The organism is Desulfoluna sp. (genome assembly GCF_030145185.1).
GTDB lineage: Bacteria > Desulfobacterota > Desulfobacteria > Desulfobacterales > Desulfolunaceae > Desulfoluna.
Genome location: NZ_JAQYWB010000032.1, coordinates 1 through 14,944 on the forward strand (window position 1 = coordinate 1; position 14,944 = coordinate 14,944).

The window sequence follows — 14,944 nt, forward strand, 5'->3', positions numbered from 1 at the left end:
CGGTATTCTGTTTGATTTTCTCACCCTTCGGGCGAGCCGGGTGCACTCATCTGCCGCGTTATCAGAGCCTTGAGGTAAACCACTACATCTTCAGCTCTGATGCCTTGCATATGAGCGCACCCAACTCGTGAAATATCCGGGTTAAGGTAAACCCTATATCTTCAGCTCTGATGCCTTGCATATGAGCGCACCCAACTCGTGAAATATCCGGGTTAGTAATGCATAATCTGTATACGAGGCGCATCGGCGACTTCCTCGTATTTTTTGGCAAAGGCCCTGAAGGACTCGCTGTACTGCCGACCGTTGCCTGGATCGTTGATTCTTAAAAATGTGTTGTCAGCGGTGCCGTCCCCATAGATGCCACGAATCACTCGGGCATGGATGGCCCAGCTTGCCCCCGGCGCTTCATCGGCGATTGCGATGAGCGGGCCATGGGTTTCGATGAGCGAGCGTATCCCGCTGATCGTATAACTCATCGGTGGTTCTCCCTTCATGCCACAAGCCAGGGCAAACGCCTCATGGTCGGCGGCTTTCAGGCCCTCGTCGTTATCAAACATCGTTCGGTATTTGGCTCCGGCTTTGTCCATGGCCGCAGTAATGGTGTAGGATTGCTTGTCGTGCCAGGAAAGCATCATGGTTGCCACCGTGGCCCAGCAGGTATTGTTGGTCGGCTGCGCAACAATGGGGACCAGGCCGGGCACCGTGTAATCGAAGCTCGTCCCCCCGGTGCTGGCTCCGGAGGCTGGAACGGCGATGGTTACAGATTCGTTGTCGCGTTTGATTTTAAGATCTTTCTTATTGTCTGAGGCTTTCTTGATGGCTTCTTTGACCTCTTTCTCTTCGCTCAGCTTCGTTTTCTTCGTGGGTTCCCCAACCAATGAGTTGAGCGCACTGTGGGTGAGTGTGTTGGCCTGTTCCTTTGTAATCTGATTGTTTTGTTTGGCCTCATCGATGGTTTTCAGTGTTTTACCGATATCTTTTTTCATCGACTGCTGTTTTTGAATATCAGCGGCCAATCCAGCCAGATCCGTCACGCTCTTGGAGGTCGTTTGCAATGCCTGCAGGGCATTGGCCTGGGTCCCGGCGAGCCCTGTCATATCTTTAAAGGCATCCCCCTTGCCCAGAAGCGCATAGGCGGCGGCCAGCCCGGTGGGATCAGGTGCCGCAGGCGCCGACTGCATGTTGACAATATGTGCCGGAAGATCTTTCACCTGCAGGTTGCCCGGGTCACTTTTACGGCTCTCGGTTGAAACCGCATTGATGGGCGTCGGTTTCGATCCGCACGGCGACTCTTCAAAGCGCCAGAGCCGGGTGTCGTCGATCTCTTCGCAGCTGTTGCAGCGTCCCAGAACCGATTCGGCGTAGACGCCTTTGGTCGGAACACTGATACGGAAAGGATCTTGAGGCGTTGTGGGCTGGTAGTAAGCCAGAAGATCTTGCAGTTTCCGGAAGACAGGGTCAAGCCGCTCTCCCGGCACAACGTTCAGGACCAGGTTGTTGCCCACGACACCGATAATGTTATTTCCAACGACGCTGGCGACACTTCTACCTCCGGAATGGGGGGCGATGTACCCATCAAGCAATCCGAAAAGACGGCTTTCGTCCATGCTCATCCAAATGATTTTATGTGCCCGCTCCATGTGTTCGTTCAAAAAGTTGATCAACAGCGACGCTGCTTCCCGGTCTTCTTTTCTGGGGTCTCGGAGTTCCTTGCTCGAAAGCGGCGTGTAGATTAGCGCGGCATCTGTTTTGGTCTCTATCTCAAACCATGGGAATGTCGAAAGATCGATTTTTACGTCTGTGGTGTTGATGATGTCGTTATTGACTCGGCCGTTACGCACAATATATTCACTGAGATGATGGGTTCGGTAATGTAGGTATGCCGTGCGCAGGATGATCTTCGAGGACCGTTTAACGCTCGTATTGGCCCGGAAACGCAGGTGCTTGATCTGCTTGCGCGTAATGATTTGTTTTTCTTTGCTCGCGATACTGACGCGTAAGGGCATGCCCCGTCGGTAATGAGAGAGCAGCGTAAAGTCAAGTTCAAGTGTCTCTTCGGTGCCATCGTCGGCCACCCCGTCCACCTGAAGGGTTTCAATAAAGGAGCGGACGATCTCCGGGGCGTACTGCGCTTCGAAAACAGCGTCCTTCTCCTGTTCCGTCAACGGCACCTCCCGCTCCAGATTGAAGACCATCTTTCCGAAAAACCAGGGAAAATCAAGAGAGAGGTCGTACTCCTCTGTTTTGGTAAGCTCTTCGATGGCACTGATGTACGGCCTGGTCAGCTCAAAAGAGAGGCTGAAGTGGCCGGTAAACTCTTCGATGTTCTCGTCGCCGTAAGTCCCTTCAGGAAGATCGGAGTTCGCATAGTTTGTCTCAATACGCTCGATGGCATCAAACCCTCTTCGGAGCTTGCGTCCGTATATGGCCCGACGCAGCGTATGGTTCCAGCGAAGCACCTTCTGATGATCGAAGTAGCTCATGGGCAGCGGCACGAAAAGGCACTCCTGCACATCCACCAGCTCCTGCTCGATGGCGTAATGCTTGAGCACTTCAAAATACTCGACGGTCATGGCGTGGCAGTGGTTGTTGTTTTTGATCACTTCTGTCTGCACGTTGACGGTTTCATTTTGCCCTATCGTTTGAATCACCGTATTTCTCTGGCTTCTGAGAGCGGACGCCGATTGTGCAACGGTGTCCTGCAGCCTGTTCAGTGAACTTCCCGAGAGATTCCTTGCCGAGTTCTGTGCCGCCGTCGACTTGGATGACGCCCCGGAATGGGAGACGCCGCCAGCAAGGCCGAGGGCGACAGGGCCTAAGAAGCCCCCCAAAGCCCCGCCGATTCCGGCACTGGTTGAGCTTGTCTTGTTGGTTGAGCTTGCATTGATGTTTTCTCGGAATGAGGAGCTGATGATTTCACTGATATCCCGATCCCTCGAAATTCCCGCGGCAAGTTCTTCCGAAACGGTTTGCGTTTCCACCCTGCCTGCGCGTTCTTCTCTGTCCCAATCCACAATGGCAATCTGTTTCTCCTGGCAGGGCGCAAGGGGCAGGCTGTAAAGAAGGTCCCCAAGGGAATATCCATCTGCTTTCCACTTCTGTTTAAAGTGCAGGATATGTCCGTGGGCAATCGTGGTGTTTTCATAAATCGTCGGCGTTTCGTCCCAGTCCACACTGTTTTCGACGCTTAGCTCTTTCCGGCCCGGATGGTTGGAGATATAGGCCCGCTCAATCTCCTCTATCTTATTAATGGCCCTGTAAATCTGTCTTTTAAAGGAGATCAGGGTGTTTTTTATGTTGTCATAGTGTTTGATGAAATAGTCGTCTTCGAGGGAGATCATGTATTTCGAACTTGAGGTATAAAAAGAGTGGAACTCTCCCAAAAGGTTCAAGAAAGAAGAGATACTGGCCAAAAATGTATCATAATTCGACCGCATCATCACAATCTCTCCGAGGGAGAAGATCGACTTGTCTCGCAGGGTCTCTTTGATGTCGTCAAATTGATGCATCAGGCAGAGAATGCCAACCGTATCGGTCTTTTCCAAAGGGGGACAAGGCTCGAAACCCGAGAGTTGATCATCCTGGACCGTGACCAGCTCGGCCATGATCCGTCTCAGATACCCCAGCAGCTCTTCTTGATCTTGAGACTCCGGAGTGTCCTTATCGACGGCATGGATTAATTTTCCGCATTTGCTCTTCATGATGTCAATGAGACTGGAATCCACATAGGGTTGCTTCAACAACTCGCGAAGTTCGGCCAGAAAGGTATCAAACGCCTTGCTGAGCTTCCTGCTGGTCTTGATAAAATCCGCATACTCTTTGATATGACCCAGCAGGGATGCCATGGTCTCACGGTTCAGAGTGGCCTTGGATCCCAGGGTTTCACAATAGGTTTTTGCCTCCTGAACTCCGTGTTTCCCGCAATAAGCCGCTGCAAGCTTTTGATGGAGGCGTAAAAGTTTCTTTTTTCGCTGGTCTTGTTCGGAGAGCACCTTGATGAGGTCGCTGAACGTGACGTCCTTGTTCACCTGCAGGAGGTCCTGTGTGTTTAGCTTAAACTTATTGATGCCCGATGAAACCTGCAAACGGTAAACGGCGGGGGCATAGGCGGCCTTGGTTCGGAGGCCCCGGGGCTGTTCTGTCGGGGCTGCCGATCGTTTGGTGGTGTGCTCCTCATCGGCGCTCTCTGTGATCTCTTCGTCTACGGAATAGGGAATGACTGACAAGGCTGTCAATGAGTTGTTGAGCCTGCCGAACAGAGCAAACAGATCATCTGAAATGGCAAACAGCTCATTTCTGAGGAGTTTGCTCTCTCGGGTCGTGATCGTTAACCCTTTGATCTCCGGTTCTGTTGTTCGGACGGTATGATAAAAACTAAACTCTTCCAGGGTTCTGTTCGGCACCGTAAAATCGACACAGTGGCCGCCCAAATCCTGGGAGAAAGCAGGGGAGTTGACCAGGTCGTCTCCGTCGGGCAGGGCAGGGGTGCCCTGGTTGCAGGCAAAACATTCAGGAAGATCTGATAAATCGGCAACGAGAATGATCTCTTTGGGCAACTTCCCGTCGTCGAGGGCAATGGCGACGGGCTGGGCTTCCAGCCCGGCAATCACGCCATACACCTGCTGGTATGTTTTGTTTGCTGCGCGGCCAAAAAAGTATCCCTGCTGATCGGTTACCGCCGAAAAAACGGGGGTGTAACTCTCGCTGTCGAAGGCTGCATGCGGGTCCTCACTGGCCATGACAATAAGCTGCAGCCCCGTGGCTTTCCGCTCCCCGGTGAGGTCAATGAGTTTACCGCTTATTTTCTTATACGCTTTCTCCGCGGGACTCATGTCGTTGAAGGTGATTATTTTTGGGTCGACCTCTATGGCGAGAGGTGACGTTTCGTCATCGGCACTGCCTGAAATATCCGCCGCATTCAGACTCCCATAGCTGTAGAGTTGCCGACCCAGCAATTCACCGTCAGGCGCATAGACTTCGACGGTCACCCTTTCATCCGTAAGCAACTCCTTTTTCGGAATAAAAAATCGGAAGGAGCCATCACCCGCAACATCTGAGCGGTCTTTGCTGAAAACAGAATTCCCCCCGAGGGCCTGAATGTAACTGACCTTCACAAAATGGCCTGAATAGTCATGGGATGCATCACCCAGACTGACTGGAACCAAAACAGCGTTGACACTTTCTCTTTGCATGTTACCTCCTTGAGATGATCAAAAGAAATATCGGCTTTAATCGCAAAAAAAAATGCAGGACAACTGAAGATTAAGGGCTGTCGCAAATAAAAATAGACGAAAAGTGATGAAGGGGGTGCCACGCATTAAAGCGGGTTGTCATAACAGACGGTCCTGGTGCTCGCATGGGCTCGCGGTATCGTACCAGACCGGTAAATCTTATAAAATGTGATGGCGGGTCTTAAGTACAGACAATAAATATAGTCAATAAGGATAGATAAGGCGTGTTGTTATTCAGTAGAACCTTTCACATATTGAGCAAAAGGTCAAGCCATAGGGAAAGGGTCCGTCCCCACATTCTGCTCCGGAATGCATGAAAATAGCACCCGAATTCCACTGCATGCCAGCGGGTTCCATGGTTTCCCGCCCCTTCCCTATCTCATGTCATCAATCAACGCATGAACCTGCCAGCGATAAGAACGAATTCAGCACCCAATCCCTGTTGAGGTGAAGACATACGATTCGTGAAATATCCGGGATAGGCGTCGACTCATCATCCCACACCAAAATTTAAATGGAACCACCGGTGATTATGCGGCTTTTTTTCGCAGGAATCAGACGAACGGTACGCGCCCTTACATGAGATTTAACCGGAGACGCATTTCGCCTGTCCCTTTGTCCTATCCTGCTATGAAAAGAAAAGCAGAGACTCTTGCAATGGCCATAAAGGAAGGAAACGGCATTGAAAATGCAGTGGGCAACATTCAACATTATATCGAAAAAACGTTTGACTCTCCTTTGAAACGAATGAATTGATCCTCGTTCCATGCTTTTTAATAAGCATGAGAGCGCCGTTTATGGATTGCTTCAATGGGATGTTTCATTTTGGCGGGGTGCAAACATCGCCCGCAAGCCGTTGCTGCGGGCGACGCTCGATTCAGGAGAAGATATCGTTTGGCTTATACGGGTGGGCGCCTTCGATCACCTCTACCCCGGCTTTGGCCTTGATTTTTTTGATCAAGGTCTCACTGTACGGGCAGTGGTCGGTGATGCAGGGCGCAATATGCACCTTGGTGGGTGTTTCGTTCATGGGCTTGTTCCATAAATTCACCTGGGCCAGGCGTGTCACGATGGTGGCCCCTGGGCAGTCTCCGCAGTTGAGCAGGCCGATTATCTCTGCGTCTTGATCATACCTCTCAAATTCTCCCTCCCGGCGATTGAAACCCACCAGGCACCTTGAACAGCCGATGCACACATCATCCATGGCTTTCTTGCAACCGACAATCAAAATCTTTTCCATGTGTCCTCCCGTATGGATAGGGTTATTCCTTCTATTTACTGGTCTCATTATTTATCCTTGTAATACTTATGATACTTATGGATAGAATTGCAAGGGGGCGGTTTTTTAAAAGGGGAAAGATGCCGCGACTCGTGGCTCTATGAGAGACCGATTGGGGGCCGGCAATGAAAAGACGCTGGTGCCTGTCCCCAGAAGATCGGAACCCGCTTCCTTGCCGCCGGAGGCTTTTTTTAAAGCTGAAGAGGTGACAGATAAAATCTCAAAATTCACATTCACAGCCAAGGAGACACTCAAAATGAACATGCAGCCCGCGGAAATTAAAAACGGTATTTTCATGTTCAATGGGTCTATTTCCCGCAATCTGATGATAGAGCCCATGGCCAGTCACATGTATTTTCTCGAAGAAGGTGATGAAGTGATTCTCTTCGACCCCTCCTGTGGGAAAGGGATAGCGAAGAGAGTGGAGGCTCATATTCGCAGGAGAAAGAAGGGGCAGGTGAAATGGAAAAAGGCCTTTCTTATTGCGGGGCATTCGCACATGGATCATGCGAATAATTTTTTCTTAAGCGACGTGATCGGGGCTCCAGAGACCCATATTTACCTCCATGAGGAGGGGTTTCAAGGGGGGGAAGTGAAAAATAAACCCGCACCCTTTATAGAGAATATGTTTGCTGAATCCAGCAAATACTTCAATCCCTATCTGGCCTTTTCCTTCCCCTACAATGTGTTGATGTTTTTTTTGGCGGGACTGGACGCACTCTCTCCCAGGATGACGCGAAAATTACTCGGCGTGGTCGGCAGTCTTTCCTGGCCAGACCCTGTCAATGGGTCTGTTGAACCGGAGCCGCTCAGGCAAGACGATCTGCAGATTATGAATTTGGGCGGGGTGACTGTGCGGGGTTGGAGGGTGGGCCATAAGATCCTTTTACCCACGCCAGGGCACAGCACCTGCTCCGTCTCGCTTTTCTGGCCGGAACAGAAAGCGCTGTTTGTCAGTGATGCGGATTGGATAGGGAATCCGGTCTTTGTGTCAGGGTCTTTGAAGGATTGTCTACATAGCCTGGAGATGCTGAAGGCACTGTGTCGGGCCGAGCAAGTCGATACGCTGCTCCCGGCGCATGGGCTTGTGAAGCAGGGGAGAGAAGAGATTTTAAGTTATCTCGATTTTCATATTCGACGCTTGGAGGTGATGCGTAATGAAGTCTTGGCCGCCTATCGTTTAAGCGGGGAGGATAAAGATGTACGCAGGCTGACAAGGCTGTTGATCCAGGAGTCTCCACTTTTCCGGATGCTGAAGCTGGTGAATTATCCGAGGCAAGTTGTCTTTGTGCATCATGTTGTTGCGGTGTGCCTCAGGGAAGAAGGTCTTCTGGACTGAAAAATAATGAAGACGTGTTCTGACATGGGGCGGCAATCAAATTCGTTGTGGCCTCTTCGAGCATGGGGGTTCGGCCCGTTTGGCCCGGATATTTCAGGGGAAAATAACCATACCAAAACAATAATACATTATTACGGCGTGTTACAAAGAAAAATATAGATATTTCAAAAATGCAAAATGTAATTTGCCGTTTTCTATTCGCTTTTCTCACCCTTCGGGCGAGCCGAGTTTGCTCTTTGTGTTACTCGTTAGTTCTTATGAACAATACTTCCTGTATTTTCTTGATATATTGTGGGTCGTGGCGTATGTCCTTGGGGGCAGTCGGGAGCGCGAGCCGGGCTGCAGGTTACTGTTCAGATGAATGGTGTCGCCGGAGGCCTCGATTGTTTGTCTGTTTTATTTTTTTGTGCCAGCACTTCCAAGGAGAAAGTAATGAAAAAAGTAGGTATTATCCGTTGTCAGCAAACAGAGGACATGTGTCCGGGGACTTCAGATTTTAAGGTGGCCTCGGCCGGGACCCTTGGTTTCGAGCATTTAGGCCCTGTAAAGATCGTGGGATTTGTCACCTGCGGTGGGTGCCCGGGTAAGCGTGCGGTGGCTCGGGCCAAGCTGATGGTGGATCGAGGCGCTGAGGTCATTGCCCTTGCTTCCTGTATATCTAAAGGTAACCCTATTGGTTTTCCCTGCCCGCATTTTGAGGCCATAAGGAATGCCGTTGCCGCGAAAATCGGTCCGGATATCGAGTTGATCGAATACACGCACTGATGGTACAGCCATCCCCCTTCTAATGGATCCGGGAGAATCGATGAGACAAAACAGTGAGCAGAGAACCCTTGAGGTGATGTTGCAATGTGTGGATATGACGGGGTCAGAGGTTCTCGAAATTGGATGCGGGGATGGACGACTTACTTCCTGGCTGGTGGGAAAGGTGAAACACCTCACCGCCATCGATCCCGATGGCAAGTGTATTGAAACGGCCAGGAAGAAAGTGCCGAGCGCAGATTTTTTCGTGGGTTCGGGGGAATGGTTGGATTTTCCTGACGGCCGTTTTGACCTCGTTTTATTCAGCCTTTCTCTTCACCATCAGGACAGCAGGTTAGCGCTTCAGGAGGCCTCAAGGGTCCTCAAAGACAAGGGCGTCGTCCTGGTCCTTGAGCCGTTGAACGAGGGCGGGATCGAGGAGATTTGCAAGGTTCTTCATCAAGAAGACCAGGAAAAGCTGGAAGCTCAGCAGGCCATTGCGGAGAGTGATTGGGTGGTTCATCGGCGGGAGGCCTTTGCCAGCCAATGGGTTTTTGAGACGCCTGAGGAGATGTACCAGTGGGTTTTTGATTACTATGATACGCCCTTTGACATCGCATTGGCTCAGCAGATGGGAAGACAGCCGGGGGTGGATATGAGTACCCGACCTGTCCTGTTGCAGGAGTGGCAGGAGCTGCAGCTGCTCAGTAAAGAGTGAGGGGCTGAGCCCTTCGGAATTTTTTTATGAAAATTTTGCCTTAATTTTTTCGTACCCTTTCAGGCTGTTTTAAGGTGGCACACAGTGTCACTGGAGTGATGTCGGTTCATGCTTGCCCGTGAATGGATTCGGAAACACCTTCATAGCATGCGCTTGCGACCAATGATCCGCTCACGGGTCCAAGTTCTCTTGGAAAAGCCTATTTTGCTGCGACACGTGCCCCCCCACACACCTTCACCCTTCACGCGAATGTGAACGCTATGTGTGGTACATTCCGCTCTGCCTGGCGTCTTTGCCAAGCCCCACTTTTAAGGTGGCCTCACCTTGCCGACAGAGGCATGCGCTTTCTGCGCTTAGACCATTAAAAATATCGGTTTTATTGAATTTTTATATGCAAAGGTCCACCCCCAAAAGGGGCGCTTCCATGCGGTCACGTTCTATCGACAGGAGCATTTTGAATGCTTCCGGGTTGCAGGAGCTGTGGTGCCGGTCATCGTGCCTGTGTCTCTTTTTTGTATCAATCAATACGGGTTCTGTCAGCTCCCCTTGGGGCCCAGAGGTTCCCCTCGCGTGCTTGTCTTACAAAAGTTCTTATGCTAAGTTTTTGTCAGGCTAAAGGGATTCTCGTATTGAGGCAGTCCCAGCAAGTTGCTGAGTCCCCTCATAAATCACGTCTATACCTTGCGTACACTAATCAATAAGAGAAGAGTGAGGTCGTCTATGACAGAGCCAAAATTACTGACGGTATGTGAAGCTTTTTACACCAGTGCGAACAGGCTCGGGGATCGGGTTGCCCAGCGATTTAATTCCACCCTCTATTCCGAAGGTGTCGGAACGTTTACCTGGGATGAGATGAAGCAGCGTGTTGAGTACCTGGCATGCGGGCTCCTCTCGTTAGGGCTGGACAGGCGGGACCGTGCGGGAATCCTTGCCGCGAGCAGTCCATACTGGACCCATGTGGATATGGCCATTTCCAACGCCGGTGCCGTCAGTGTGTCCATTTATCCCACGCTTTCTCTTTCTGAAATTGATTATATCGTTAACGATTCACAGTGCCGCTACCTCTTGATCGGCAGTAAGGAACTTCTGGAGAGAGTCTTGCCGGGGCTCGATAAGATGCCATCCGTTGAAAAAATTATTATCCTGGATATGGCGTATACCTCCGATGACCCGAAAATCATCAGCATGAAAGAGTTGATGGCGCTTGGGAAAGAGTATGCGGCAGCATCTTTTCATCTTTATGAAGAACGATGGAAAGGTGTAGACATCATGGATTGGTACACCATACTTTACACCTCCGGGACGACGGGGCTTGGGAAAGGCGTGATCCTCACCCACTGGTCTCTTTCCTCAAGGATGCGGGGGGTTCGAGATTATTTCAGCAAGTACGATATGGATGTGACCGAGGAGGACGTGACCTTGTCCTTTCTTCCCCTGGCGCATATCTTCGACAGAGGCTCTTGCCAGGGCATGGCGATCTGGCAGGGTTCCACGATTGCCTATGCCGACAAACCGTCGACCATCCTGGCCGATATGAAGAGGTACAATCCCACGTGGTTTAACTGTGTGCCTCGCCTGTATGAAAAGATCTATATTCAGCTCAGGCTGTCCATGTCTCAAAGTGTCGTAAAAAAAGCCCTCTTTAACTGGGCCATCTCGGTGGGGGAAGATGCGATTCTGTATAAAACGGATGAGTTCGGCAGAATTGATATGTCGCCTTCATGCGATTTGCTGTCACGGCTTCCCTCCTGGCTCAGGTTCAAGTACAAAATGGCTGACAAGCTTATCTATTCCAAGGTCAGAGCCCTTTTTGGAAGCCGTTTTCGTTTTGCTTTTTCGGCCAGCGCGGGCATCTCGCCTGATCTCTTAAAATTCTATTATATCCTTGGTTTCCCGGTCATTGAAGGGTACGGCTCCACAGAATCCTGCAATGCCTGTGTCCTTAATCCTCTGACCGCTTGCAAGCCTGGGTTTGTCGGGCCTCCGGCAAACGGTTCCACGGGACGAATCGCCGAGGACGGCGAGCTTGAAATCGGGGGTGCCGGTCTGTTTTCCGGTTATTTGAACAAGCCGGAAGAGGACAAGGTCTCTTTTACTGCGGACGGATGGACCCGAACAGGGGATATCGTCATTCAGGACGATAATGGTTACTTTAAAGTGGTTGACAGGAAAAAAGCGATTATTTGTCTGTCCACGGGGAAAAATATTGCCCCGTTAAAAGTCGAGGGCGTGTTTGCAACCAGCCCTTACGTTGAACAGGTCTTTCCGGTGGGGGACGAGAAAAAATATCTGACCGCACTGATCGTTCCCAATTTTATGCATGTTATCTCTGTCTTTGAGAGCGAAAGCATTCCGTACGATAAAAGCAAACTTGTCTTTTCAAATTTTACCGGCGCACCCGTCTGCGTGGAAGTGGGGGATGACTTTATAGAAAACCCCAGGCTTAAGGAGCTGATTTCAATAGAAGTGGAAGAAGCCAATAAAGGACTCGAAGGCTTTGAATCGATTAAGAATTACGCGTTGATCAAGAGACGGTTCACGGAAGAAACCTGTGAGTTGACACCCACCCAGAAAACCAAGAAACATGTGATTTCTAAAAACTACAGAGAGACCATTGAAGCCTTGTACATGGCATAATTCGAATTTTTATGATCGGATTGCCCCTTCCCTGTCTTTCTGCAGGGGAGGGGCGATTGGAATGAACCCCAGGCGTGGTCGGTTTTTTCACCTGACCCGCTGCCCGGAATGCTGTTTTCAAGGAACCGAAAACAGGCGATCTTTAGAAAGAAAACGCGTATCATCAATCGATGATTGGTATGCCACCCCTGTCCAGGGATGACCGGACAATCCTCATGCCCCGCCTCCTCGTGATTCGCCTCGTCCTATAAGACATCGTGCGGCCTGATACCAGGCGTCAATCATCCTTTTTAATGACCCAGAATATGAAGGAGTTTCGCCATGAAGCGTAACGGGAAAGCCCGTGAAGCGACGGATGCGTGCGGTTGCCCAGCCCCTGATGGGAAGGGGAATCACCAGAAAAACATCAACCTTGCCCTCCAGGGGGGCGGGTCTCACGGAGCCTTTACCTGGGGCGTGATGGATCGATTTATTGAAGACGGGCGCCTGAAAATTGACGGGTTATGCGGGACCAGTGCCGGGGCGATGAATGCCGTGGTGTATGCCTATGGGAACATGGTCGGCGGGGCGGAGGGGGCGAGGCAGGCGATGCATGCTTTCTGGAAAGACGTCAGTGATACCGCGCGGATGTTTAATCCGATGGGGTCGCCTCCCTGGGAAAAAATGTTTGATCAATGGAATATCGACACCTCATTTTCATTTAACCTGTTTGACCTCATGAGCCGGACGTTTTCCCCCTATCAGTTCAACCCGATGAACATCAATCCATTGCGGGATATCCTTGCTAAAGCCGTGGATTTTGAGGTGTTGAATCGCTGCCAGGAGACCCGCCTTTTTGTCAGCACCACCAAAATCCGAACCGGGAAGGTGCGTGTTTTTACGACAGACGAAATCACCCTGGATGTCGTCATGGCTTCGGCATGCCTGCCCCAACTGTATCAGGCCGTTGAAATTGACAAAGAGTATTATTGGGACGGTGGGTATATGGGCAACCCGGCCATTTTCCCGTTGTTTTACCACACGGAGACGCGTGATGTGGTGATCATTCATATAAACCCTCTCATCCGAGAGGGGCTGCCCACCGATGCCAGTGAGATCATGGATCGATTGAATGAAATTGAGTTTAATTCATCTCTGATGAAAGAGTTGCGTTCCATTGCGTTTGTGACAAAGCTTATTGAGGAGGGGTGGCTGAAGGATGAATACAAAGATCGCCTGAAGCATATGTTTGTTCACTCGGTTCGTGCGGACAAAATTCTGTGTGATTTAAAGGTCTCCAGTAAGTTCAACAGTGATTGGACTTTTCTGACGGATCTCTTTGAGCGGGGACGGGCGACGGCCGACTGGTGGCTCCAGAAAAATTATGAGGCCATCGGAAACCAGTCAACCGTTGATTTGAAGAAAGAATTCTTTGATATAGGCACCGAGCATGCCGGTTAACCCGGATATTTCATGAGAAAACGGTCAATTCAAAGCAATAAGCTGTTATTACGATAGTTTATTGCGGGAAATCCAGTTATTTCAAAAATACAAAATATAATTCACGGTTATCTGTTCGCTTTTCTCACCCTTCGGGCGAGCCGGGTGCACTCATCTGCTGCGTTATCAGAGCATTGAGGTAAACCACTACATCTGCAGCTCTGATGCCTTGCAGATAAGCGCACCCGATTCGTGAAATATCCGGGGTGGCCCGGTTGGCTTGGAATGGAAATTCCGGTTTTTTACATAGTTTCAGCAAAGGAAAGTGGTCATGAAAAAAATGATAGGGCTGTTTCTGATAGGGGCGGGGGTGATCCTGGGGGGATGCAAAAATGATATTTCGGTGACCGAGGCCCTTCAGGGGTCCGGGCCCAATGCCCCTGCGTCGCAGGGCGTTATCTCTGAAGGGACTGTAGCCAAACCGGCAGAGATATTAGCCCTCTCAGGCACGATAAAATTTGTGGCGCTTGAAGGCGGTTTTTTTGTCATCCAAGGTGATGATGGCCACGCGTATGATCCGATAAATCTTCCTGACGCATTTAAAACAGAGGGCCTGAAAGTGGAAGGCACCGCCCGGCAGCAAAAGAGTGCCGTCAGTTTTCATATGTATGGCACTCTGATTGAGATTATCCATCTCGTCGCTGTTCCCTGACCCTTATCGCCTGTCACTCTTCTGTTCTTCTTTGATGGATTCAATGATGGATTCGAGGAGGGTGTTGCGGTGTCTGATGTTTTGCACTGAGACCTCTTTCAAAGGAGTCGAGGTGTTTTTGGCCACCGTTTCAATGGCTTTCAGGTATTGAGGCAAGATTTCTGAGACGAACTGGCGGCCTTTGGGGGTCAGGCTGACTCGGGCGGAGCGCCGATCCTTGGGATCGGTTTTTCTGAGGATGAGGCCGTCTCGCTCCATGACGTCCAGATTGTGGGATGAGGAGGCGCGGGTCATGCGGGCCACCCTGGCCAGGTCGGTGGGTCTCATGCTGCCTTCTGGATGGAGAAAAAGGCCCCTGAGCATGTCAAAACGGCCTTTCGGATGACCACTGATCGTTTGCGTCAGTGTTTTCAATGTTTCATGGAGTCTATTTATCTCTCGAAACCAGCTCATCGTGATCTCAAAAAGGGATTCATCAATGTCTGGATGGTAACGCACATAGGTGAGCTGTGCCTGAAGCATGTCTGCTGGTTTCATTTTTCCGCCCTGTCAGTGTCTGTTCCTTCGTCCCGTTTCGCCTTACGACGCCTATATGTAAAGAGCAATCGGATCGCTGTCAACAGGGTTGTCGGTGGACGATGCGATTTGGGATGAGGTGGGTGTCGGGTCATGTTTTCCTGATTCTTTGTGTCGTTGTGTCGAATGTTTTGTAAACACAGGGGGCTGTTCTGGGGCTGTCAGACGCTAAATTCAGAATCATATTTTTAACTTTTTTGACTTAAGGTAAGACGGCCTCAGCATGATTTTATCTGTTGAGTCAAAATTGAGCAGACATTCTCTTTAGATCAGCGGTTGACCTTTTTTAGGG

General features: G+C 50.4%; 9 protein-coding genes. 6 read left to right on the plus strand and 3 right to left on the minus strand.

Annotated elements, in window-relative coordinates:
- Positions 1-212: 212 nt before the first annotated feature.
- Positions 213-5,192 carry a papain-like cysteine protease family protein gene (locus Q1Q75_RS11805; protein ID WP_300670670.1) on the minus strand — a complete coding sequence of 1,660 codons (4,980 nt, stop codon included), beginning with the start codon at positions 5,190-5,192 and terminating at the stop codon, positions 213-215.
- Between the two features lie 916 nt (positions 5,193-6,108).
- On the minus strand, positions 6,109-6,471 hold the full coding sequence (locus Q1Q75_RS11810; protein WP_300670671.1) for a CGGC domain-containing protein: 363 nt from the start codon (positions 6,469-6,471) through the stop codon (positions 6,109-6,111).
- 376 nt (positions 6,472-6,847) lie between these two features.
- Between Q1Q75_RS11810 and Q1Q75_RS11815 the strand changes: the two genes are divergently transcribed.
- The 6 genes from Q1Q75_RS11815 (at position 6,848) to Q1Q75_RS11840 (ending at position 14,076) form a co-directional block, all read left to right on the plus strand.
- A complete protein-coding gene (locus Q1Q75_RS11815) occupies positions 6,848-7,849 on the plus strand; it encodes an MBL fold metallo-hydrolase (protein WP_366945203.1) in 1,002 nt (333 codons plus the stop codon).
- 357 nt (positions 7,850-8,206) lie between these two features.
- A complete protein-coding gene (locus Q1Q75_RS11820; protein ID WP_300670673.1) occupies positions 8,207-8,614 on the plus strand; it encodes a CGGC domain-containing protein in 408 nt (135 codons plus the stop codon).
- A 40-nt stretch (positions 8,615-8,654) separates the two neighbouring features.
- Positions 8,655-9,308: a class I SAM-dependent methyltransferase gene (locus tag Q1Q75_RS11825; protein ID WP_300670676.1), complete on the plus strand. Its 654-nt coding sequence runs from the start codon at positions 8,655-8,657 to the stop codon at positions 9,306-9,308.
- 720 nt (positions 9,309-10,028) lie between these two features.
- Positions 10,029-11,945: a long-chain fatty acid--CoA ligase gene (locus Q1Q75_RS11830; RefSeq protein WP_300670678.1), complete on the plus strand. Its 1,917-nt coding sequence runs from the start codon at positions 10,029-10,031 to the stop codon at positions 11,943-11,945.
- A 321-nt stretch (positions 11,946-12,266) separates the two neighbouring features.
- The gene (locus Q1Q75_RS11835) at positions 12,267-13,385 is read left to right on the plus strand and encodes a patatin-like phospholipase family protein (RefSeq protein WP_300670681.1); all 1,119 of its coding nucleotides are present in this window, start codon (positions 12,267-12,269) and stop codon (positions 13,383-13,385) included.
- A 310-nt stretch (positions 13,386-13,695) separates the two neighbouring features.
- On the plus strand, positions 13,696-14,076 hold the full coding sequence (locus Q1Q75_RS11840) for a hypothetical protein (RefSeq protein WP_300670683.1): 381 nt from the start codon (positions 13,696-13,698) through the stop codon (positions 14,074-14,076).
- A gap of 3 nt (positions 14,077-14,079) precedes the next feature.
- On the opposite strand, the gene Q1Q75_RS11845 is transcribed toward Q1Q75_RS11840, so the two are convergent.
- Positions 14,080-14,613, minus strand: a complete 534-nt coding sequence (locus Q1Q75_RS11845) for a MarR family transcriptional regulator (protein WP_300670686.1) — start codon at positions 14,611-14,613, stop codon at positions 14,080-14,082.
- Positions 14,614-14,944: the final 331 nt, after the last annotated feature.

Bases quoted from the DNA above. Each gene is read 5' to 3' on its own strand.
- Q1Q75_RS11820 (WP_300670673.1), top strand. From the start codon at position 8,207: ATGAATGGTGTCGCCGGAGGCCTCGATTGTTTGTCTGTTTTATTTTTT.
- Q1Q75_RS11845 (WP_300670686.1), bottom strand. From the start codon at position 14,613: ATGAAACCAGCAGACATGCTTCAGGCACAGCTCACCTATGTGCGTTAC.
- Q1Q75_RS11810 (WP_300670671.1), bottom strand. From the start codon at position 6,471: ATGGAAAAGATTTTGATTGTCGGTTGCAAGAAAGCCATGGATGATGTG.
- Q1Q75_RS11825 (WP_300670676.1), top strand. From the start codon at position 8,655: ATGAGACAAAACAGTGAGCAGAGAACCCTTGAGGTGATGTTGCAATGT.
- Q1Q75_RS11830 (WP_300670678.1), top strand. From the start codon at position 10,029: ATGACAGAGCCAAAATTACTGACGGTATGTGAAGCTTTTTACACCAGT.
- Q1Q75_RS11840 (WP_300670683.1), top strand. From the start codon at position 13,696: ATGAAAAAAATGATAGGGCTGTTTCTGATAGGGGCGGGGGTGATCCTG.
- Q1Q75_RS11815 (WP_366945203.1), top strand. From the start codon at position 6,848: ATGGCCAGTCACATGTATTTTCTCGAAGAAGGTGATGAAGTGATTCTC.
- Q1Q75_RS11835 (WP_300670681.1), top strand. From the start codon at position 12,267: ATGAAGCGTAACGGGAAAGCCCGTGAAGCGACGGATGCGTGCGGTTGC.
- Q1Q75_RS11805 (WP_300670670.1), bottom strand. From the start codon at position 5,192: ATGCAAAGAGAAAGTGTCAACGCTGTTTTGGTTCCAGTCAGTCTGGGT.